The organism is Terrisporobacter mayombei (assembly GCF_020748465.1).
In the GTDB taxonomy this organism is placed as follows: Bacteria; Bacillota; Clostridia; order Peptostreptococcales; family Peptostreptococcaceae; genus Terrisporobacter; species Terrisporobacter mayombei.
Genome location: NZ_JAHZMP010000008.1, coordinates 86,039 through 109,330, shown reverse-complemented (window position 1 = coordinate 109,330; position 23,292 = coordinate 86,039). Strand labels below are relative to the sequence as shown.

At 29.0% G+C, this 23,292-nt stretch carries 25 protein-coding genes; 2 read left to right on the top strand and 23 right to left on the bottom strand.

Annotated elements, in window-relative coordinates:
• Positions 1 to 259 precede the first annotated feature (259 nt).
• The 18 genes from K0039_RS18025 to yabG form a co-directional block, all read right to left on the bottom strand.
• Positions 260 to 445, bottom strand: a complete 186-nt coding sequence (locus K0039_RS18025) for a hypothetical protein (RefSeq protein ID WP_228106459.1) — start codon at positions 443 to 445, stop codon at positions 260 to 262.
• A gap of 282 nt (positions 446 to 727) precedes the next feature.
• A complete protein-coding gene (gene lysS / locus K0039_RS18020) occupies positions 728 to 2,248 on the bottom strand; it encodes a lysine--tRNA ligase (RefSeq protein ID WP_228106458.1) in 1,521 nt (506 codons plus the stop codon).
• Positions 2,249 to 2,289: 41 nt separating this feature from the next.
• The gene (gene greA, locus K0039_RS18015; protein WP_228106457.1) at positions 2,290 to 2,766 is read right to left on the bottom strand and encodes a transcription elongation factor GreA; all 477 of its coding nucleotides are present in this window, start codon (positions 2,764 to 2,766) and stop codon (positions 2,290 to 2,292) included.
• 97 nt (positions 2,767 to 2,863) lie between these two features.
• A complete protein-coding gene (dusB, locus tag K0039_RS18010) occupies positions 2,864 to 3,841 on the bottom strand; it encodes a tRNA dihydrouridine synthase DusB (RefSeq protein ID WP_228106456.1) in 978 nt (325 codons plus the stop codon).
• 173 nt (positions 3,842 to 4,014) lie between these two features.
• Entirely contained in the window at positions 4,015 to 4,782 is a 768-nt protein-coding gene (locus K0039_RS18005; protein ID WP_228106455.1) for a type III pantothenate kinase, read from the bottom strand.
• Between the two features lie 17 nt (positions 4,783 to 4,799).
• Positions 4,800 to 5,402, bottom strand: coding sequence for an ECF transporter S component (locus tag K0039_RS18000; RefSeq protein WP_228106454.1), 603 nt, complete (start codon positions 5,400 to 5,402; stop codon positions 4,800 to 4,802).
• A 212-nt stretch (positions 5,403 to 5,614) separates the two neighbouring features.
• On the bottom strand, positions 5,615 to 6,583 hold the full coding sequence (locus tag K0039_RS17995) for a P1 family peptidase (RefSeq protein WP_228106453.1): 969 nt from the start codon (positions 6,581 to 6,583) through the stop codon (positions 5,615 to 5,617).
• On the bottom strand, positions 6,576 to 7,553 hold the full coding sequence (locus K0039_RS17990) for a biotin--[acetyl-CoA-carboxylase] ligase (protein ID WP_228106452.1): 978 nt from the start codon (positions 7,551 to 7,553) through the stop codon (positions 6,576 to 6,578). Before K0039_RS17990 ends, K0039_RS17995 begins: the two co-directional genes overlap by 8 nt.
• Positions 7,554 to 7,660: 107 nt before the next feature.
• Complete coding sequence (gene ftsH / locus K0039_RS17985) at positions 7,661 to 9,637, bottom strand: ATP-dependent zinc metalloprotease FtsH (protein ID WP_272491544.1); 1,977 nt, start codon at positions 9,635 to 9,637, stop codon at positions 7,661 to 7,663.
• 32 nt (positions 9,638 to 9,669) lie between these two features.
• Positions 9,670 to 11,055, bottom strand: a complete 1,386-nt coding sequence (tilS, locus tag K0039_RS17980; protein WP_228106450.1) for a tRNA lysidine(34) synthetase TilS — start codon at positions 11,053 to 11,055, stop codon at positions 9,670 to 9,672.
• A 267-nt stretch (positions 11,056 to 11,322) separates the two neighbouring features.
• A complete protein-coding gene (locus K0039_RS17975) occupies positions 11,323 to 11,727 on the bottom strand; it encodes a YwiB family protein (protein ID WP_228106449.1) in 405 nt (134 codons plus the stop codon).
• 141 nt (positions 11,728 to 11,868) lie between these two features.
• Entirely contained in the window at positions 11,869 to 12,393 is a 525-nt protein-coding gene (locus K0039_RS17970; protein WP_228106448.1) for a cell wall hydrolase, read from the bottom strand.
• 35 nt (positions 12,394 to 12,428) lie between these two features.
• The gene (gene spoIIR / locus K0039_RS17965) at positions 12,429 to 13,085 is read right to left on the bottom strand and encodes a stage II sporulation protein R (RefSeq protein WP_265589524.1); all 657 of its coding nucleotides are present in this window, start codon (positions 13,083 to 13,085) and stop codon (positions 12,429 to 12,431) included.
• Positions 13,086 to 13,358: 273 nt separating this feature from the next.
• Positions 13,359 to 14,030: a GntR family transcriptional regulator gene (locus tag K0039_RS17960; RefSeq protein WP_228106447.1), complete on the bottom strand. Its 672-nt coding sequence runs from the start codon at positions 14,028 to 14,030 to the stop codon at positions 13,359 to 13,361.
• Complete coding sequence (gene ispE / locus K0039_RS17955) at positions 14,023 to 14,904, bottom strand: 4-(cytidine 5'-diphospho)-2-C-methyl-D-erythritol kinase (RefSeq protein ID WP_228106446.1); 882 nt, start codon at positions 14,902 to 14,904, stop codon at positions 14,023 to 14,025. The genes K0039_RS17960 and ispE overlap by 8 nt, the downstream gene beginning before the upstream one ends.
• Positions 14,905 to 15,025: 121 nt before the next feature.
• Positions 15,026 to 16,576, bottom strand: a complete 1,551-nt coding sequence (locus K0039_RS17950; protein ID WP_228106445.1) for a DUF3794 and LysM peptidoglycan-binding domain-containing protein — start codon at positions 16,574 to 16,576, stop codon at positions 15,026 to 15,028.
• Between the two features lie 91 nt (positions 16,577 to 16,667).
• A complete protein-coding gene (locus K0039_RS17945; protein ID WP_228106444.1) occupies positions 16,668 to 16,946 on the bottom strand; it encodes a Veg family protein in 279 nt (92 codons plus the stop codon).
• A 160-nt stretch (positions 16,947 to 17,106) separates the two neighbouring features.
• On the bottom strand, positions 17,107 to 17,958 hold the full coding sequence (gene yabG, locus K0039_RS17940) for a sporulation peptidase YabG (protein ID WP_228106443.1): 852 nt from the start codon (positions 17,956 to 17,958) through the stop codon (positions 17,107 to 17,109).
• A 202-nt stretch (positions 17,959 to 18,160) separates the two neighbouring features.
• On the opposite strand from yabG, the gene K0039_RS17935 reads away from it, so the two are divergent.
• Positions 18,161 to 18,745, top strand: a complete 585-nt coding sequence (locus tag K0039_RS17935; RefSeq protein ID WP_228106442.1) for a DUF1638 domain-containing protein — start codon at positions 18,161 to 18,163, stop codon at positions 18,743 to 18,745.
• A gap of 52 nt (positions 18,746 to 18,797) precedes the next feature.
• On the opposite strand, the gene K0039_RS17930 is transcribed toward K0039_RS17935, so the two are convergent.
• From K0039_RS17930 to K0039_RS17910, 5 genes are all read right to left on the bottom strand, one after another.
• Positions 18,798 to 19,274 (bottom strand): C40 family peptidase, encoded by a 477-nt coding sequence (locus tag K0039_RS17930; protein ID WP_228106441.1) that lies wholly within the window; start codon positions 19,272 to 19,274, stop codon positions 18,798 to 18,800.
• 209 nt (positions 19,275 to 19,483) lie between these two features.
• Positions 19,484 to 19,981 carry an SEC-C metal-binding domain-containing protein gene (locus K0039_RS17925; protein ID WP_228106440.1) on the bottom strand — a complete coding sequence of 166 codons (498 nt, stop codon included), beginning with the start codon at positions 19,979 to 19,981 and terminating at the stop codon, positions 19,484 to 19,486.
• Between the two features lie 44 nt (positions 19,982 to 20,025).
• The gene (locus K0039_RS17920; protein ID WP_228106439.1) at positions 20,026 to 20,733 is read right to left on the bottom strand and encodes a peptide arginase family protein; all 708 of its coding nucleotides are present in this window, start codon (positions 20,731 to 20,733) and stop codon (positions 20,026 to 20,028) included.
• A 55-nt stretch (positions 20,734 to 20,788) separates the two neighbouring features.
• Complete coding sequence (locus K0039_RS17915) at positions 20,789 to 21,460, bottom strand: RluA family pseudouridine synthase (RefSeq protein ID WP_228106438.1); 672 nt, start codon at positions 21,458 to 21,460, stop codon at positions 20,789 to 20,791.
• A gap of 2 nt (positions 21,461 to 21,462) precedes the next feature.
• Positions 21,463 to 22,335, bottom strand: coding sequence for a class I SAM-dependent methyltransferase (locus K0039_RS17910; protein ID WP_228106437.1), 873 nt, complete (start codon positions 22,333 to 22,335; stop codon positions 21,463 to 21,465).
• A gap of 204 nt (positions 22,336 to 22,539) precedes the next feature.
• On the opposite strand from K0039_RS17910, the gene K0039_RS17905 reads away from it, so the two are divergent.
• Positions 22,540 to 23,289: a DUF3298 and DUF4163 domain-containing protein gene (locus K0039_RS17905; RefSeq protein WP_228106436.1), complete on the top strand. Its 750-nt coding sequence runs from the start codon at positions 22,540 to 22,542 to the stop codon at positions 23,287 to 23,289.
• Positions 23,290 to 23,292 lie beyond the last annotated feature (3 nt).

The window sequence follows — 23,292 nt, the reverse complement described above, 5'->3', positions numbered from 1 at the left end:
TTGTCCATCGCTCAGACTAATCATTATCTGAATATCTGGCTTGGTTTGTTTGTTGTTTCAGTTTAATTCTTAAAGAATTAATTTATTGTTAACCTACTGTTTAATTTTCAAAGTTCTTTGCTTGTTTCAACTTCTTTATCTTACCAAAGTTGTTTTTCTTTGTCAACAACTTTTCTAAGAAGTTTTTAGCTGTTTGCCCTTATCTCAAGGACAAGTAATACTATATCATTTATAATACAGTAGGTCAACACTTTTTTATTTATTTTGCTATTTTATTTTTATAATCATACGTAACATTTGCAGTAGCTGGTTTTTTGTTATTCTTTTTATTATTACAACTTACTTTATTAAATACTTTTAATGTGTCCTCACATAGAAAAATCATAACCTGTAAAGATAAAAAGCATATACTTATAAGACATATCCATGACATAATTTGATTCATTTTCATTGCCCCTTCCGTATAACATTAATTTTTATATTCATTTCTAAGTATTTATTCCTTTTTCCTTTAATAATTTTTCTTTCATTATTCTCATAATAAAATACCATTTTTTCTTTTTTATCATTTTAAATTAGGTAACAACATTTTTTGTTCATGTTTTTTATATTTTACTGTTGATATGTTAATTAATTTTTGTAATAAAAATAGTTATATTTTATGTAATAAAAAACTCGTGCCTATATAACTATAAAAGTTAGTAAACACGAGTTTTTTATATTAAAACTATTCTTCTATTTGATTTTTATTTTGGTCAATAGGTTTCATCGTTGGGAATAGTATTACATCTCTTATTGATGCAGAGTTAGTAAGTAACATCATAACTCTATCTATACCTATTCCTAGTCCACCTGTTGGAGGTAAACCTACTTCTAGCGCATTTATGAAGTCTTCATCCATATCACAAGCTTCATCATCACCTAGTTCTTTCTTTCTCATTTGATCCATAAATCTTCCTTTTTGGTCGATTGGATCATTAAGTTCAGAGAATGCATTAGCTAATTCCCATTTATTTGCGAAAGCTTCGAATCTATCAGTTTTTCTTGGGTCTTCAACATTTCTCTTAGCAAGAGGTGATACTTCAACTGGATGATGTGTTATAAATGTTGGTTGGATTAATTTATCTTCACCAAATTCTTCGAAGAATGCATTAATAACTTCTCCTCTTCTCATTCCAGGCATTATTTCTATACCTTTTTCTCTAGCTATTTCTAAAGCTTCTTCATCTGTATTTATTGTATCAAAGTCAACACCAGTATATTCTTTAACACATTCTATCATAGTCATTCTTCTCCAAGGTGGTTTGAAATCTATTTCAGTTCCTTGGTAGTTTACAACTGTACTTCCTGTAGCTACTTCCGCCATATGAGATATAAGATTTTCAGTTATTCTCATCATATCTTCATAATCAGCATATGCTTGATATAATTCCATAGCAGTATATTCTGGATTATGCTTTATAGACATACCTTCATTTCTGAACATTCTACCCATTTCATATACTTTATCAAACCCACCTACTATAAGTCTTTTTAAGTATAATTCATTTGCTATTCTTAAGTACATTGGTATATCTAGTGTATTATGGTGAGTAACAAATGGTCTAGCATTAGCTCCACCAGCAATAGTATTTAATATAGGTGTTTCAACTTCTAAGAATCCTCTTTCATCTAAGAATAATCTTAGTGCTTTTAATGCTTTTGTTCTTGTTAGGAAAGCATCTTTAACTTCTGGGTTAACTATTAAGTCAACATATCTTTGTCTATATCTTATATCTTGATCTTTTAATCCGTGATATTTTTCTGGTAATATTTGTAGCGATTTAGATAATAAAACTACAGAAGTAGCTTTTACTGATATTTCTTCTTTTTTAGTTTTAAACACTTCACCTTCTAAACCTATGATATCACCTATATCGTAAGTTTTGAAAAGATCATATTCTTCTTCGCCTATTTTATCTTTTCTTACGTAGCATTGTATTCTACCGTCTTGATCTTGGATATCTATAAATCCAGCTTTACCTTGAAGTCTTTTGCTCATTATACGTCCAGCTATTCTAACAACTTTTCCTTCCATTTCATCAAAGTTATCTTTTATGTCTTTAGAACAGTTAGTTCTATCATATCTGCTTTGTTCAAATGGATTTTTTCCCATTTCTTGTAACTTGCTTAATTTTTCTCTTCTTACTTTCAGTACTTCTGTAAGGTCTTCTTGGTTATCAATCACATTTTGTTGATCTTTACTCATTTTTTTCCTCCAAGTTATGTTCTTATTAAATTTTAATTAAACTATCTTCTTATGTCTAATATTTTATATATTACAACACCGTTTGGTACTTGAACTTCAACATCATCGCCTTTGTGTTTTCCTATAAATGTGCTACCTACTGGTGATTCATTTGATATTTTCCCATTGTATGGATCAGCTTCCGCAGAACCTACTATTGTATATTCTACTTCTTCTTCAAAATCAGTATCATATACTTTAACTGTCGATCCAATTGTTACTATATTGCTGTCTATTTGACTCTCATCTATTATAACAGCCTTTCTTAAAATATTTTCTAATTTTACGATTCTTTCTTCTACTTGAGCTTGCTCATTTTTAGCTTCATCGTATTCAGCATTTTCCGATAAGTCTCCAAATGAAATAGCTACTTTTATTCTTTCTGCAACTTCTTTTCTCTTAACTGTTTTTAAGTACTCTACTTCTTCTTCTATTTTGTTGTAACCTTCTTGTGTAAGTATCTCTTGTTTTTCTACCATAACCCCTACAACTCCTTCTATATATTTTTAAAATATGCTTATTCAACATATTTTACATTTATTCCTATTGATTTATTATGCGCTATATTATAAGTCACTATCTTATTTGTGTCAAGGAGTGTTCCATATACTCTTCTAACATAGCAATTACTTCTTTGTAATCCGTTATTTTATTAATTTGATCTTTATATTTAGCGGAATTTTTTAAACCTTTTAAGTACCAACCTATATGTTTTCTCATTTCCCTTACAGCAACATACTCTCCATGTTCCGCTACTGCTAAATTCATGTGCTTTATTGCTGTAGTTATTTTTTCTTCTAATGTTGGCTCTGGTAATATTTGTCCAGTCTCCATATAATGATTTATTCTTTTGAATATCCAAGGGTTTCCTTGCGAACCCCTACCAATCATTATAGCATCACATTTAGTTTTTTCTAACATATTTACTGCATCTTCAACTTCAAATACATCACCATTACCTATTACAGGTATATTTATAGTTTGCTTTATTTGTGCAATTATATCCCAATCTGCTTTACCAGAATAAAATTGCTCTCTTGTTCTACCATGTATAGCTAAAGCACTTATTCCGCATTCTTCTGCTATTTTAGCTATCTCAACAGCATTTACACTATCGTCGTCCCAGCCTTTTCTTATTTTTAATGTAACTGGTTTTTTTGAGTTCTTAACTACTGAACTTAAAACTTCTGCTGCTAGCTTAGGGTTTCTCATTAAAGCAGATCCATCACCGTTTTTTATAACTTTTGGTGCTGGACATCCCATATTTATATCTAAAACTTCATTTGGATACTCATTCATTATAGCTGCTGCTTTTCCCATAAATTCTGGTTCCGATCCAAATATTTGAACTGCAATAGGATGTTCTTCATCTTCTATTTTCAACATCTTCTTAGTATTTTCATCATCATAGCAAAGAGCCTTAGCATTTATCATCTCCGTGTAAAGCATACCACATCCTTTTTCTTTACAAATTAATCTAAAAGGTAAGTCTGTTACACCTGCCATAGGAGATAAAAAAACTTTATTATTTAATTGGACATTGCCTATTTTCATCTTCTGTCTCCTTTTAATTATGAATTATTTATAATGATTAACATTTTTCCAAATTTTAATTAACTACTCTAAATATATTATTACAAATTCTGAAAATATACTATTATTATTTTGTATTGTATTATTTTTACATATTAAAAAGGAATTGGATTACACCAATTCCTACATGATTTTTATTTGTTTTTTTCGTGTATTAATCTTAATCCTTCTAAAGTTAAAAATCTATCTACATAATCTATGCTATCAGTTTCTGAATGAATAAGAGAAGATAATCCTCCTGTAGCTATAACTTTTATATTTTCACTACGTAATTCTTTTTTCATCATTGATATTATTTTTTCTACCTGTCCAACGTATCCGTATATTATTCCTGATTGCATTGCTTCTACTGTAGTTTTACAAATAGTCTTACCTGGTTTAAGAAGTTCAACTCTAGGAAGTTTTGCAGCACCATTAAATAATGCTTCACTTGATATCTTAAGCCCTGGACATATTGTTCCACCTAGATACTCTGCTCTTTCAGATATTGCACAAAATGTTGTAGCTGTTCCAAAATCTACTATTATAAGCGGACTTCCGTATTTTTCAATTGCTGCCACAGCATTTACTATTCTATCTGCTCCTACTTGTTTAGGATTATCATATTTTATATTTAGCCCTGTTCTTATTCCAGGACCTACTATCATAGGCTTTTTCTCACAATACTTTATACAAAAGTTTTCTAAAGCATGCATTACATTTGGAACAACTGAAGATATTATTACATCATCAATTGATTTTAAGTCCATTTTATCATAAGTTAATAAATTACTTATTAACATTCCATATTCATCAGATGTTTTGTGTATATCTGTACAAATCCTCCAGTCTTTTACTAAAGTCTTTCCTTCATATATACCTATAACCATATTTGTATTTCCTATATCAAATACTAATAGCATATGTTTAAACCTTCCTTCTATTTTTTGCCTTTTCTTATTAGTGCCACTGAAACTGCAGATACTATTAATCCTGCGATTAATGCTTCTGGTACTCCACTTGTTAAAACAACGCCAAATAATAATTTGCCCGCGCTTGATCCTTGTTGTTCCATAAGTGCTAGGTATTTATCTGCATATAGTATATAAATCATACCTAAAACGCCAGCTGTATTAGCAAGAGATCCCATTATACCTGCTACAAATCCTGAAGCATACACTTTTTTACTTACTTTGTATACACCTTGATATACATAATAAGCTACTATTCCTATTAGTATTCTAGGAAGTACAGATACTAGCGGATTTATAAATAATGGCGACAATAATACTGGTTGTGTTATTGCGTTCCATAAGCTTGTTAATCCAAAAATTAACCCTATTGTTGCGCCTACTACTGGACCTTCTATAATCGCGCCTATAATAACTGGTATATGCATTATAGTTGCTTTTATAGGTCCTATAGGTATATAACCTATAAATGGTAACATTGACATCATAATAGAAATTGCAGATAAAACTCCTATTATAGTCATTCTCCTTACATTCAACCTTCTTTGTGCTGATGCTCGTGTGTTAATCATAATAAAAATACACCCCCGTTCCAGCTCTTAAAAGATGCCGGACTATTTTAGTTTTATTTAGTTTTGACTTTTGCGACTCTTAAGTGTCAACTAAGTCAGACTCTTCGTTAAGAAGATGTCAGCTATATAACAAGACAATTTTAACAGTGACTTTTTGCATTGTCAACAATATTATATAAACATATATAGTGCAACTTTTTTATATGATATTATTATTTGTCATTTTCTAATTCATTATAAGAAATAATATTTTTTACGTTTTTAGCGTTTTTTATGGCATTTATAATACTTTTTTCTACTACCTCAACTGTTAAACATCCTAATAGGGTAATATCTGAATCAACTTCTATTTTTCCCGTTGACATAGTAAATATTGCATCTCCATCATGAGGTGTATGTATAGGAAATATCGCTTTTGCATATCCATCATGAGCCATTTGAGATATTTTTTTACATTGGGCTTTTGTTAATTTTGCATTAGTGGCAACTATACCTATAGTTGTATTATCTATTTTAAATCCGCCCTTCATAAATCCTGGCTTCATTATTTCATAAGTATTTAATAATTTTGTTTTGTCATCATTTAATACTCCAGCTATTACTCTTCCATCTTCATATATATCTCCAAAAGCATTAACAGCTATTAATGCTGATACTACCACTCCATTATCAAGTTTAATTGAGTAACTTCCTATTCCACCTTTTGTTACATAGTCTAGCCCTTTTACTTTTCCTACAGTTGCTCCACATCCTGCCCCATAGTTTCCTTGTTTTAATTCAGTCTCACTGGCATTTAAACAAGCTTTGTATCCCATTTCTTTATCTGGTCTTACTTTATAATTTCCTACACCTAAGTCAAATAATACCGCTCCTGTTACAATAGGTACTTTACAAACCCCAACATCAAACCCTATATTCTTTTCTTCTAAATATTTACTTACGCCACATGTAGACTCCAACCCAAATGCAGATCCCCCAGATAATACTACTGCATGTACTTTTTGAACTGAGTTTATTGGATCTAGTAAATCTGTTTCTCTCGTTCCTGGGGCAGATCCTCTAACATCCACTCCACAGGTTGCACCTTCTTCGCATATTACAACAGTACAGCCAGTTAAAGCGTCTGTATCTTCTACTTGACCAACTTTCAATCCTTTTACATCCAAAATATTATTATACATATCCTTTAACTCCTCTTATTGAAACTTCTCCAGATAAAATTTCTTGTACGTTATTATTACCAGCCCTTACTATTAAATTTCCGTCATCACTAATATCAATACATTTGACTAGTTCTTTTTCATCACCTTTAATTATATATACATCTTTATTTAGTATTGCTGAGTATTCTTTACAAATTTTTAAAGTTTCTTCTTTGTAGTCATTTTTTATATAATCATTATATAGCTTTTCAAATTCATAAAGTACTTGTGATACTATTTCTACTCTTGATAAATGATAATCCTCTTTATACAATGATGTTGCCTTTTCTTCTAACTCTTTATCAAAATCTAAGTTCTTCACATTCATGCCTATTCCAACTACCACATAATTAATTCTTTCAATTTCGGCAGATAACTCAGTTAATATTCCACTTACTTTTTTATTATTTATAATAATATCATTTGGCCATTTAATATTTGCAGATACTTGTAAGTTATTTAATGCTTTTACTATAGCTGCCCCTGCTATTAAAGTTATAAAAGGAGCTTTATATGGTATAATCTCAGGTTTAAGTATTATGCTCATCCATATACCTTCTTTGGATTTTGATTGCCAATTTCTCCCCAATCTTCCTTTGCCTTTTGTTTGTTCTTCACTTATAACTACAGTGCCTTCTTGAACATCATCACCTACCTTCTTTAAGTAATCATTAGTTGAGTCTACACTTTCAAGATGAATTACATTTTTTCCTATAAACTCTGTTTTTAAATTATGATAAATATTTTGTGGGTTTAATAAATCCTTTGGTGATCCAATTAATCTATAACCTTTTCTATTAACAGATTCTATATCGTAACCTTCTTCTCGTAAAATATTAATATGTTTCCATATGGCTGTTCTAGATATACCTAATTTTTTTGATAATTCTTCTCCCGATACAAAATCTGTTCCACTATCTAAAATAACTTCTATTATTTTATCTCTCATACTTCACCTCTACTATTTCGACTTTTTTATAAAATTAATTATACACTAATTATATTATATATAAATAAAAACAGAGCTTTAATGCAAGCCCTGTTTTTCTATTTAAATTATTTATTATCATCTTCTGGTAATTTGAAATCTTCTAATTTTGATTTACTTAAATTAACCTTCACTTCTTCATTAGATTCTTCTTGTGTATCTTCTTCCTCATCAATAATAACTTTTGATTCTTCTTTTTTTGCAAATACATCTTTTTCATCTAATGACAACTCTTCATTAAATGCTTGCATAAATTGATCTGAATCTAATGTTTCATATAGCAGTAATCCTTTTGCAACATAGTGTAATTTATCCATATTTTTATTTAATATCTGTTTACACTCTTTATAAGCATTTTCAACTATAGCTCTAACTTCTTTATCTATCTCAAAAGCTATCTCTTCTGAGTAATTTTTCTTAGTAGTTATGCTGTTTCCTAAGAATACTTCATCATCACTGTCTCCGTATACCATAGGTCCCATTTTTTCACTCATACCATATTTTGTTACCATAGCTCTTGCTATTGCTGTAACTCTTTCTAGGTCATTAGATGCTCCTGTTGAAATGTCCTCCATGATTAATTCTTCTGCAACCCTACCACCAAGAGCCATTACTATAGTTTCTAACATTTCATTCTTAGTACCATACATTTGGTCTTCTTGTGGAAGAGGTTCAGTAAATCCACCAGCTCTACCCCTTGGTATTATAGTTACTTGGTGAACTGGATTTACATTTGGAAGTATATGCATACAAATAGCATGACCTGCCTCATGATAAGCTGTAAGCTTTCTATCTTTTTCACTGATAACTCTAGATTTTTTAGCTACACCAACCATAACTTTTGTTATAGCTTCTTCTATAGTATCCATATGAATTTCTTTTTCTCTTTTTCTAGCTGTTAATATAGCAGCCTCATTCATTATGTTTTCAATATCTGCTGGCGTAAATCCTGGAGTTCTCTTAGCTAACACTTCTTTATTTACATCATGTGCTAAAGGTTTATTTTTTGAATGAACCTCAAATATAGCTTCTCTACCTCTAACATCTGGTACTCCAACTACTACTTCTCTGTCAAATCTACCTGGTCTAAGTAATGCAGGGTCTAAAATGTCTGGTCTATTTGTTGCAGCCATGATTATTATTCCTTGATTAACTCCGAAACCATCCATCTCTACTAGAAGTTGGTTTAGAGTTTGCTCTCTTTCATCATGTCCTCCACCAAGACCAGCACCTCTTTTCCTACCAACAGCGTCTATTTCATCTATGAATATTATTGCAGGTGCACTTTTCTTCGCTTGTTCAAATAAATCTCTTACTCTTGATGCTCCAACACCTACGAACATTTCAACAAAGTCAGAACCACTTATGCTGAAAAATGGTACCCCAGCTTCTCCTGCAACAGCTCTTGATAAATATGTTTTTCCTGTACCTGGAGGACCAACCATTAGTATACCTTTTGGAATTCTAGCACCTAGATTAATATACCTCTTGGGGTTCTTCAGGAAATCAACAACTTCCTGCAAATCTTCTTTTTCCTCCGACAGTCCCGCCACATCTTTGAATGTGACCCTTGTCTTTTCATCATCTTTATGAACCCTGGCTTTAGATTTTCCAAAACTCATAACCTTTCCGCCTCCACCTTGAGACTGATTCATAAAAACAAACCATATTATAATCATAAATCCAATTAGAAGAACAGTTGGCAGCATACTTACAAACCAAGGTGTTTGTGGTTGTGCTTCCCCATCAATTACTAACTTATTTTCTACTGATTGATCTAATATCTCATTAGCTAGTTTATCTCCTAATACTTCATTTGGTATATATGACGTGAATTCCTTATTTGAGTCTTTTATTTTTCCTTTTACAGAAGTTCCTTCAACAAAATGTATACTCGATATATTTTCTTCCATTAAATTTTTATAAACTTCAGAAAACTTTAACTCTTCAATCTTAGTTGTTTTAGTACCTGAAAATTGGACTATTCCAATTATTATCATAAATAGTAACAGATAAAAACCTGCTCCTTTTAAAAATTTGTTCAAAAGAAGCCCTCCTTTCATAAGTTGTTTTAATTCTAAATTTTCTTAAAGCAAATCTTTAAGACTTCTTTTGTGGTTTCATCAACCTTATATGCTTCACTATTTCTAAAATTTCCAACACATAAAATTCCATTATCATCCTGTAGCACCGGAACTTTACCTCTTTCTTCTTTTGGAATTTTTAAATCTATGAATAATTCTTTCAATTTTTTGCTTCCCATAGAAAGTTTTATTTTATCCCCTGACTTTCTACTTCTTACAATTATCCCCCCTTTAATTTTATTACAATCAAACCATTTTAATGATTTATCTCTTTTCAAAGCCTTATACCTATTTATAGGCATTGTTTCAGTTTCAATAATGATATTAGCTTCATTTATTTTGACAAACCCATTTTTCGGTACTTTATAAGAGAATTCTATTTCTTCAAATATAATTTCTTTTGTTGTAAATACCAGTTTACTCTTTTGTCTATAAACAAATAATCCTCTTGGAAGAACTATTTTTTTATCAATTTTATTTTCACCTTCTAAGTCTAGAACTTCCTCAACATGCTTTTGGTCTATAAAATTTGTATCTCCCAAAACATATTTTATTCCTAATCTAATAATTCTACTTTTTAATGACTTATGTAAATTTATATATTTATTTAGCTTAATTTCTAAATTGTATCCATTTATAAAGGCTACTTCTTTAAACTTTTTAAAAGCCTCTTTTTCTATAAAATCATTATCAATTCTCAAGCTATTACTCATTCTTACTATGGATTCTATTATGTTAGAATTAAAATTATCCTTCATATATGGTATAAGATCTAGTCTAATTTTATTCCTTGTATATATGTTTTCTAGGTTTGTAGCGTCTATTCTTGGGTTCAATTTATACTCTTCACAGTAAGCTTCTATTTCATACCTTTCAATTTCTAAAATAGGTCTAATTATATCATCATCTCTTATGTAATCTATCCCTTTTAATCCTTGTAAACCTGTCCCCCTCATCATACGCATTAAAACGGTTTCAGCTTGATCATTCATATTATGAGCTATAGCTATTTTATTTGCATTTAGCTTTTCTTTTATTTCAAAGAACATCTCATATCTTAATTTTCTTGCTCCCTCTTCTAAAGACAGCTTATTTTGCTTACAATATTGTGGTACATTTATAGATTTAACAAAAAAAGTTACTCCTAAGCTTTCACACAATTGAGAAACATATAGAGCATCTTTTTGGGCTTCCATGCCTCTAATCTGATGATTCAAATGTGCTGCATAAACTTCTATATCTAGAACATCCCTCAATCTATTCAATATATGTAATAAACAAACCGAATCAGGTCCTCCAGAAAGGCCTAACACAATTTTATCCCCATTTTCGATTAAGCTGTATTTTTTTATCGTACTTAGCGTTTTCTCAAATATCATATTTTATACCTCTATTACAATTAATTTTATCAATAATTAATTTAATTGTCTTACTTATTTGCATCAAATTTTTAATTAATGAAATTCTTAACTACTAGTACTATTTTCTATAAAAAAACTTCAAATCCTTGTTTATATTTATCCTATTTTTTAAGAATATTTTTTAAACACTATAGTTATAATGATAACAAATAAATGAAACAAAAGGTAGTATTTTAACTACCTTTAATTTTATTCCATTAAAAATATTTATTTTTTTAACTTTATTTATTGATAAATATTTATTTTTATTTTATTACGGCCTTTGAACATATCTATTATTTCTATATTATAATCTATATCAATAATAATATTTTTTTCGTTTTTTATATTTAAATTTGTGGTTTTTGTTTCTACAATAAACATACCCTGTGGCGTTGCATAATTAGAGTTAATTGTCTGATCTGCTTTAAAAGCCATAGTTGAATTTATTTCACCAAATCTTTTTATTGTTACCTTATCATTTTCAATTTTAATAGATGTTGTCGTCTCTTTGCCATCTTCTTTTTCCTTATAAACTACATAGGTATTATCCCTTTTTTCATATAAGGTACCCGTAGCTTTTACTTTTATGTCATTTCGCTCTCCATATTCATTATATTGAATAGTATGGATATTAATTTTAACTTCCAATACATTACCTCCTTCTAAATATGGCTTTTTTAAGTAAAGCATTTAGTTTTAAATTTTGCTATCTAAATGATAATTATAATTTATTTTACAAAAAAAATAAAGGAGTAAAACTCCTTTACTTTTTTTATTTAAAATTTTATATTATTTAGCAAAAACATGATTTCCTATTCTTAAGTAAGGAGTCAGTGTGTTTATCCAACTACATGTGGATATATCTGGATTCCAAAAATATATTGCATTATTAGTTGGATCACTTCCATATAGTGCTTCCTGAGCAGCTCTATATGTAGAACTTGTTGGTTCTGCATATATGGTCCCATTTTTTACTACAGAAAATGCATTTTTTTGATATATAACTCCTTCTAAGGAATCGGGGAATCTAGAATCTTTTACTCTATTAATTACAACTGCTGCTACAGCAACTTGTCCTTCATAACTTTCTCCTCTAGCTTCTCCTGCTATTAATTTTGATAATAACATTATTTGTTCATCGTTAAGATTTATAACTGCTTCCTTTTTTTCATCTTGTTCTTGTACTTGCATAAAACAATTTTCTGTTTTATTGTCTAAATAGTAATATTCTAGTGCATATATTTGTTTTATAGATACAAATACATTGCCTAAAACTAATAGTGATACTATAAGTGTTTTATAGCACCTATCCATAGTTAAAGTCACTCCTTTTTTATTTTATTCTTGGTTTAAAACAAATTTTGAAATACTTCTGCTATTTTAAATTTAAATTTCAAATTACCTACTTCAGTCTTATTTTTTGCCATAATTAAGTCATATTCTTGTGGCGTTAGTATTTCTTTTAGTTTTTCATCAGTTTTCTCATCTATTACTCCATTTTGTTCATCTACAAAACAAAGAGGAGGAAACATTACACACCACCAATTTTTACCTTTCCCCTGTCCTATTATGATTTTTAAAGCCTTATATTTGCCTGCTGGTAATACTACACTTGAGTATTGTTTTGCTGGAAAATCACTATACTGTAACCCAATATCAACATTATAATCATATCCGTTCTTAGATATAATATCCTTACTTATTTTTTCTAAGTTATTATATTCATCTTTTATAATTGCTTCACTTTCTTCTATCGATTTAGAATTTTCAAGTTTCGGTTGTAAATAAGCTATAACTGCATCCCTAACTTTTAACTTTAATTCTTGATCTTCGTCTGTGTCGCTATTAGCTATGACATGAAATCTTATTAGTTTTTCTTTATAATCATATGTACAAGCTTCTATTTTATTTATTTCTTTTGATATTACTAAAGTAGTTACTGATAATATAGTAATCAAAATACCAAGCAGTATATATATTCTTTTTTTTATATTTTTCACTTTCATAATAATCCCCCCCAAAAATTAATTCATATTTTGAGTGTATCCATTTATTATTTTTTTATACAGAAATTTGATTTGCAACATATGAATATAAAGGGTTTTAGTATTCATTAAAAAATAAAAATTTACTTATCTTGATTAGCATATCTGAGGAATACTTTATGTCTACAATGATATATCTTCGCTACATTTTCATGCAACGACCTTACTTAAGTTAATAAGTTGGAAATAAAAAAGAAGGCTTAGCCTTCTTTCAAATATAATTCCCATTTTTATTTAACTATTTACTGTGTTCTCCATAAAAAATTGTTCTGCCAATTCTATATGCTCTGTTGCATATTTTTGGGCTAATTCAGAATTACCTGCTTTGATTGCTTCTAGTATTCTATTATGTTCATCTACCAGGCTTAATGATGCCTCATAATTTGATACATACGTCACTCTGAACCTATGCACTTGTTCCCATAAAGAAGTTATTAAGTGATATAGTTTCTTATTATTTGCCATTAAAAATATCTTTTCATGAAATTCTACATCTTTTTTTAATACATTGTCTATGTCAGTTTCTCTTACACTTTTTTCAAATTCTTTTGCAACTCTTTCTAACTCAACAATATCCTCATCTCTTAGTCTCTCTGATGCTAAAGATGCTGCTAACCCTTCTAAGCTTGCTCTTATTTCTAATACATCTATTAAGTCTTTAAATGACATATTAGCTACGTAAGCTCCCTTTCTTGGTAACATTACTACTAGACCTTCAAGTTCTAATTTTCTAATAGCTTCTCTTATTGGAGTTCTACTTACTCCTAACTGTTCTGCAAGTTGTACTTCCATAAGTCTTTGACCTGCTTTTAAATTACCTTCTAAGATAGCTGTTCTTAAGTTTTCAAATACTACATCTCTTAATGGCTTATAATTATCTAGGTTTAATTTTGTTAAACTATCCATTTATTTCAACCCCCTTTTTATGGCTTTTAACTAGATATACTTGTCTAAAGTTTTCTAGTAAAATTTTTTTACATTGTTCTGCGTCGTCTTCGCTATTATATAATCCAAAAACTGTTGGCCCACTTCCACTCATCATAGCTCCTAGTGCCTTATTGTTCATCATAATTTCTTCTATCTCATTAATAACAGGAAATTTTTCCTTAGTAACGGATTCTAAGACATTGTACATGTTCTTTGATAATAGCTCTATGTTATTTTCTTTCAATAGCCTTATTAATAATTTATTATCAGGCCTTTTTTTAATGATTTTAGAATCTATAGCTTCATATACTTCTTTTGTAGACACAAATAATTCTGGTTTACACACCAAAATAAATGCATCCTGAGATAAACCATCTATATTTGTTAACTTTTCTCCAATATTTTCAGCCAATGATGCTTCTCCTTCAATACAAAAAGGCACATCAGCCCCTAGTTGTAAGCCTATTCCCTTAAGTTTATTTTTACTTAAGTTAAGATCCCATAGCTTATTTAATCCAACTAAAACTGCCGCTGCATTACTACTTCCACCTGCCATACCAGCAGCAACAGGTATATTTTTCTCTATGTAAATTTTTATACCTCTTTTTATATTGAATTCTTGTTTTATTAAACTAGCAGCTTTATACACTATATTGCTACTGTCAATAGGGATATCTTTACTATTACTGTTTATTATTATTGTATCTTCATCCAGTGAAAAAATCTTTATAATATCAAATAAATCAATAGTTTGCATTATCATTTCAACTAAATGATATCCATCTTGTCTTTTTCCTAATACATCTATAGATAAATTGATCTTCGCTCTACTTTTCAGTTCTATAGAATTCATTTCATCCTCCTTGTATGTGGTTGCATTTAGTATAATGGATTCTCGAATTATAATTATTATACTACAAAAACAAAATAATAGGGGTTTTATCCCCTATTATTTTGTTACTTTTGTTAGTTTACTAATCTATAGTTGTAACTTTTTTTTGTAAAATTAAGCATTTTCCTGGCTTAATTGGTTCTTCTACCTTAATTTCATTTACATCTGCTATTTCTTCTTCTGTTGTATTATATTTTTTAGCTATATCCCAAAGATTGTCACCTTCCTTGCAAATATATACTATTATACTAGGAGCTGTTGAAAGATCGTAATCACCTTGGTCTTCACCTTTTATAATAAAACTTTCTGATTTCTTATCTATAGCTTCTGTAAATCTTTTCACTTTTATTACTAAATCTATTTCATCTCTGTTTAAATCTGCCTCAACTTTATCTATACACACTGTATTAAATATTGAACAAGTATCACTTAAATTTTCGATAACAACATCATTCTCAAAAGGAATTTCTTCTGATAATTTATAAATCATTTTCTCTCCTTCAACAGGAACAAATAATATTACCACCTTTATTATTCCTTGAATTATGCTTTTATTTCCTTCTACATAAGCGTTTTCTATTGATATTGATGGACACACACTTACTATATCTTTTACTTGTATGCTCTCATCACCTACACTTAAAGTCTCTCTAACTGTAAATATTTCTGACATAGAACACAGTGCTTTATTTAAATTTATTAGTCTATGATCAAATTTTACTATTTTTTGTGGCGAATATGCATCTTGCAATACTTCTCTAGTTACTTCATCAGTAACTTTTACCTTACAACATACTGTACACTCTATCTCTAACATAGCTGTGTTACTTTCACTATTTTCTTTAAAGTTATAATTAAAATCACCTATACTTAATAGGGTTTCTTCTTTCATTCCATCAAAAGCTCCTGGAACTTCAATAAATTGTGTAAAATCAATACCTACTTTATCTAACTCTACAATATCTCCCTCAGAAGTGCATGATAGAGGGCTAATTTCTAAAACCCCACCAATTATAACTTTATTGTCTGCTATTCTACTTTCCTTAACTTTTACTACAGGTGTAATATTTATTATTGCAGACACCTCTTCTGAACTTATAGCTATAGTGTCTCTTATTACACTTTCTGTTTTTTCTATTCCAATAATGTCTTGATATACTATTTCTTTTCTATGTTTTTGAATGCATTCAACTTGAGAAACATCTTTTACAATATCTAATCTTTGTTTTTCAAACAAACTACCTTTAATATTCATAAGAGCTCCTACTCTTATTTTTCTTTCATTCAAAATCGTACAATCAACATGTTCTACCTCTGGATATAGCATGTACTCCATATCTTGAACTATATTATCTTTTTCTACAACCTCATTTATGTCTATTTTTCCACAAACATTGGATAAAGTACTTTTATCATCTGCTATATACATAACATTGTAATTAAAACTTCCTCTACATACAAGTTTTCCATCTGATACATCAATTTTACTCAATGCTATGTACCCTTGAGTATCAACTATTTCATAAACGTCTGACTTAACATCTGGCACTACCGCTTCCGATTCAATAAATGTTTGATACTTCCCAAAATCAACTCTGCTATCTATTTTGATTATATCTTTAATTAATTCCATATTTGTCCCTCCTAAATATAAATAAACTATCACACTATATTTATATTTAAGAGAACAAAAAAAAATTACACCTAATTTAATAGGTATAATTTTAACTTACGCTCAATTTATCTTCTTCTGTTTTGCTATCTTTAAAAACTTGTAATTTTACATTTTCTGTTAACAAATCAGAGTAACTATAAGATACTCTTTGATATCCACTTCCACTTGCTTCTAGCTTCACTATAAAGACACTAGGATAAACATTTTCTAGTATTCCCCTTTTGGTTGTAATCTGTTTTCTTCCCTTATTTGCCTTCAATATTATTTTTTTACCTAGATGTTTTTCCAAATTTAGTCTGATGTTATCTAAAGTTTGAACAGTAGCCATAATATCACCCTCTTTTAGTTTCTATGTTTACATAATATCACAAAAAGAAGACTTTGTCAAATGTTTTAACTAATTATTTTATATATTTTCAAAGCAATTGTCAATAGTATTTTCAAAGAATACAGTATAATTTTAATAAAAATATATTTTTAATATAAAATTATATCAATCTAGGCATTGCCCATCTAAATTTTCCCCTAGTTTCAGAACCCCCTATACCTTTATATCCTGTTATTGTTTGTTCTATTACTTCTTCTATTGGTACTACCATATCAATTCTTGAACAAGCAATTTTTTCAACAATAAATACAGGATCAAGAGCATGTATCATTATTCTTCCTGGAGAACTAGCGTAGTTTGCCCCCGATCTTATTATTTGCTCATAATTGGATTGACATGCACCTGCAAAAATAACTAAGCCATCAAAATCAGGTTGCCATTTTCTAGCTTCTCTAACACACTTTATAAAGTTATAAGAATTTCTATAATTATTTATATCTTTTAAATTTCCCTTTTTAGACGTGATAGCATCATGTCCTGTTATAACCAAAATATCTGGTTTGTGCTTTTCTAAAAGTGCTCTCACTTCTTTATACTGATTTGCTTCTGGTATGGCTACTCCAACAGCTGGTATTCCCAATTCAGTATAAACATCTAAACATATTTTTAAATATTCTTTGTCCCCGTCTATTTGGAGCACCTTTCCTGGAATCCCATATACATTACTACTGGCCTGAAGTTTAGGAGCTCCTCTATACAAATTTTGTCTTTCTCTTGCATTAACTACTGATCTATATAATAAACTTTGAACATTTTTATCTATTAAAATCCCCCTAGTGTCACTTTCTTCCAACAATTCTAAATCATCTAAATATGCATCTGCCATTAATCTAAAAGCCACACCTTTTAATATGGCAACTTTTTTATTTTTTTCGTCCTTAGAAAATCCTACTATTTTAAATATAATATCTCTGTTATAAGATTTTCTAACTACTATATCTCCCTCTTTCATAGTTGTCCTCCTTAACATATGGTTTTAATTTATAGTATGTTTTAGAGGATATTTTGTTCATATGTTGATAAAAAACATATTTTGTTAAATATAATCAATGTACTAGATTAATATGTTCTCATATATATATAATAATTTCTAATATATAATGTATTTAAGAAAGTATTTTTTGTGTTCATAAAAAAGGGGGTTTATATTACATATGAATATATTTATTTTATCCTGTGGGGTATTCGAACCAGAACTAAATAAAGTTTTAGAAGATATAAAAAAAGAAAAGCTATTTAAAGAAAATATTAATGTGAAATATCTACCATTTGGACTGCATACAAGCTTGGATAAGTTAAAAAGTGTAATTACTGGTAATTTAGATAGTATACAGTCAGATAAGATAATTCTGCTTTATGGAAGTAAGTGCCATTATATGTTTCATGAGTTTCTAAAAGACTACGACAATTTAATTACTTTTAAAGATTCTAATTGTATTGAGTTAATAATTGGAGATGAAATAAAAAATAATGATGCTAATTTATATATAACACCAGGGTGGGTTCTTAAATTTGATGAGTTAAACAAATTTATGAACGCAGTTGATATTTATGATATTAGGCAACAGTATGGTCAGTATGATAATGTTATCGTCGGTGATACAGGTGTATGTGAATTTACAGATGATATGATATTTGATTTATTTGAAAAAATTCAAGTACCTATAGAAACGCAAAAAACAGATATTAATAATTTTAAAAATAAAATAATTGATGTTATAAAAAGAGCTATAATATAAATAGTTGACTTAAATCAGCTATTTATAGCTCTTTCATTTATATATTTAAAATTTATATTACTCTTCTTCCATTTACAAAAGTATTATAGTAATGACCACTAGCCATACTTGATATTACAACCTTGCCTTTAGTTGATGATGCATGGATGAATTTTTTGTTACCTATATAGATGCCTGCATGAGATACTCGTCCATTTCCTGTTGTAGCAAAAAATACTAAATCACCTTTTTTTAAATTTTTTCTACTTACATATTTTCCTTGTTTACTTTGTGTAGTTGAAGTTCTTGAGATACTTTTACCTGTAGTCTTTTTTATAACATAGTATGTAAATCCAGAACAATCAAATGTAGATGGACCTGAATTTCCCCAAACGTATTTTTTTCCTAATTGTTTTTTCGCAAAACTTACAACCTTCGTTGACTTACTACTTTTTGAAGCTGCATCTATTTGAGTCGGTGTTGCTAACACTGGCGTAATCATTGTAACAAGTAATAATAAAGCTATTAATTTTCTTTTAAAATTCTTCATATTATTCTATTTATATAGTATTTAAACTATACTCATTCAACCCCCTAATCTGATACAATTCTAATTGTAATCTTTTTGTAATAACTATATATATATTGTTACATTTTTGTAACCATTTTGCAAGAGTTTTTCCCATATTTTTGAATAAATATAGTTTCTTTATTTTGTAACAAAAAAAGACTACCTCATTAAAAGGTAGCCTAAATTATCTATTTTCCACAACATTTTTTGTATTTCTTTCCACTTCCACATGGGCATGGATCATTTCTTCCAACTCTGTTTTCTTTAACAACAGTCTTAGTTTTTTTGTATGCTTTTTCTATTTCTTTTCTTTTTTCTGCTGATAATATTTCTTCCCAACCTGGTAAAGTATATAACCATTCAGCTTCTACATTTAACATATTGAAGTATAATTTTTCGAAATCTATTTTTAAAGATATTTCAGAATCAGCTTCTATCTCTTCTAACACTATCTCCTCTTTTAAACTTTCACTTATTCCATCTATGAATCCCATGAAGTATTCAACAGAAGTGTCGTGAGATGCAGCTAAATCAGCAACTTTCCCTTCTATAACTTCTATTTTTTTATTTAATAATTCATTGTATATTCCAGCTTCTACTTTTAAGTATTCTTCCCAGAATTTTATTTCCGCTTCTTGAGTTTCAAGATTTTCGCTTAAAGCTCTCCATTCAGTTAGTAAACTCATACTAATGCTCCTCCTAAAATTAATTTAAAATTATCCTTGTTTAACTATACTATTATATCACAATTAAATAGTTCTTTTAATACCTTTATGGCATGGTCTTGCTCTATAAAGTATGGGCTAGTAGCTACAGTTATAACTTTTGCACCTCTTATTAATTCTTTAATTTTATTTAATCTAAAATCATAAGGTATATAGTCCATATCTTTTGAAAATATATCTAAGTCTATGTCTAGCACATACTCTCCGTCAATTTTAACATCAAAACCATAAGAACTATCAATTATTATAACTTTTGAGAAAATTTCTTTTTTCAATGCTGGTTGAATAAAGTTCCCTACGTTTAAAACTTCATTTGTATACGTAAATACATCATTCAAACTGTCTACATCCACATTATAATGATTAGGCTCTCTCATGTCTTTGTGCTGATCAACATGAACTAATTTGCAACCTTTATTGAATTCTTTATTTTTTAAACTTTTCATCCAAAAATAAAAGGCGTGATTGTGATTGTCAAAAATATATATAATTTTATCTTCAAATTTATATTTAACTAAGTTCTTAAGACCTTTAGCTTTTATTTCATTGTCTTCATCAATTTCATTAAAAACTATATCATCCCCAACCTGTACATCTTCCAAGTCACCTTCAATTAGTTTTGGTACAAAAATTTTTTTATTTTTTCTTTCTTCATAAGAAAAAACATTATTTCCATAAGGTTTATCAATATAAAACCCTTTATATCTTTCCATTGTATCTCCTTATTACTTGCACATAATTTCCTTACAATTAAAAATTTATAATTCATTAGTATGCAAATATATTCCATGGATATTCTTTTGGGACATCACATACAAATTCCATTTTTTCTTTTGTTGTTGGATGTTGTACTTCTATTTTATAGGACCATAAAGCAATTTGCTGTCCAACTTTATTTAAATGTTGACCGTATCTTTGATCTCCAAATAAAGGATGCTTTCTACTTGCAAACTGCACTCTTATTTGATGTGGTCTTCCTGTTTGTAAATCTATTTGAACAAGGCTAAATCCTTTTTGAGAATCTAGCGTTTCATATGAAAGCCTAGCATCTTTAGCTTCTTTTGTATTTTTACTAACTACACTAACCATATTAGTTTTTTTATTTTTGTATAGGTAGTCTAGAAGATTGTCTGACTTGTTATTCATATTTCCATGAATAACAGCTCTATATGTTTTTTTAAAAGATTTATTTCTTACTTGCTCTGATAGTCTAGAAGCAGCCTTAGAAGTCTTTGCAAAGACCATACAACCTCCTACAGGCCTATCTAATCTATGTACAAGCCCCACAAACACATTTCCTGGCTTATTGTATTTTTCCTTAAGGCATTTCTTTAGAAGATTTACCATATCATCATCATTAGTATTATCTCCTTGAGATAGTATATTAACAGGCTTTTCAACTACTAATAAATGATTATCTTCATATATAACCTTAATCATTATTATTTACACTCCCATCTTCCAAATATACCACATGGAAGAACTTTACCATCTCTTGATGTTGGTATTCCTATTTCTCCTGCATATATATTTCCGCCTTTGGATTTTCTAGCAACTGTAGCATCCAATATATGTTCAAGGATTATTGGAGATAAGCCAGTTGTATAAGAGTTTATTAAGAAGAATAAAGGCTCATCTGATAATACCTTTGTGCATAAATCAACTAAACCGTATAGTTTTTCTTCTATTTGCCATACTTCTCCCTTTGGTCCTCTTCCGTATGAAGGTGGATCCATTATTATGGCATCGTATTTATTTCCTCTTCTTATTTCTCTTTCAACAAATTTAACAACATCATCAACTATAAACCTTACTTTTCTATCTCCAAGTCCTGATGTTTGTAAGTTTTCTTTTGCCCAAGTTACCATACCTTTAGATGCATCTACGTGGCAAACTTCCGCTCCTGCTGCTGCACATGCTACTGTAGCTCCTCCAGTATATGCAAATAAGTTAAGTACTTTTATAGGTTTTTGGGCATTTTTTATCATTTCCATTTGCCAATCCCAATTTGCCGCTTGTTCTGGGAATAAACCTGTATGTTTGAATCCAGTAGGACTTATATTAAATTTTAGACCTTTATAATTTACAGTCCATTTTTGTGGATATTTCTTTTTAGTTTCCCAGTGTCCTCCACCTTTTGCACTTCTATGATAATGACCGTGAGGATTTTTCCATAAACCACTTTCATTTCTTATAGGCCACATTACTTGAGGATCTGGTCTTCTAAGTACTACATCTCCCCAACGTTCTAATTTTTCTCCGTTACCCATATCTATAAGTTCATAATCTTTCCATTTATCTGCTAATAATAACATATGTATCCTCCTAAATATCTTACTAATCTTATGTATTATATCACACTAATTAATTTTATTTTAGGTATTTTAATCAGTTTATATACTTTATTTGATTTGATGATTCCAATATTTATAGCCTTTTATATCTATCTACTATTATTATTTGATTTTGATTTGCATATAAATTACTAATGTAAATTATTTATCTAGGAGGAATTAAATATGAATAACACTCAAGCTAATAATTCATGTCTTTTTAATACTTTATATATTCAGTATGTTGAAGACATAGGACAAAACAAGTATTTTTATTATGATTTGAAATATCCTGTCTTTTATAATGTTAAAAATGGTTATTTTCAAGTGAATGAGGATATATTAAAAAATTTAAATGAAACTATAAACTCTTCTGTTTATACATTTAAAGAAGGTATTTTGGAAGAAGAGCAACAAATCAATGCAGCTAATCCTGATGGTAGTAAAACAAAAATAAATTATAGCGTTTATTCTAATTACGATATTACATTTAATAAAAATCATGTAATTAGCTTCACTTTACATCTAACAGCTATGGATAACGATAATCTACAATATAATGAATTATACAGCTATAACATAGATTTATTAACAGGAAACCAACTTTTACTTAAAGATATTTTTAGACCTGGTGTGGATTATTTAAAACTCGTTTCTGATTTTATAAATTTTAAAATTAGTCAAAATCCAAGTTATTATTACCCAAATATTGTTGTAGACATTCCAGAAGCTCAATCTTTCTATTTAACAGATCAAGGTATCGTAATCTACTTTGGTTTAGATGAAGTATCACCTGCAACAAACGGTATACAAAAGTTTTTAATGGAATTTACAAATTTTGAATCATATATAAATCCTCGTTTCTACTGCAATGCAAAAAATATGAATTATAATAGAAAAAATATAAGACCACAACATAATAGAATGTATTATTAAAAT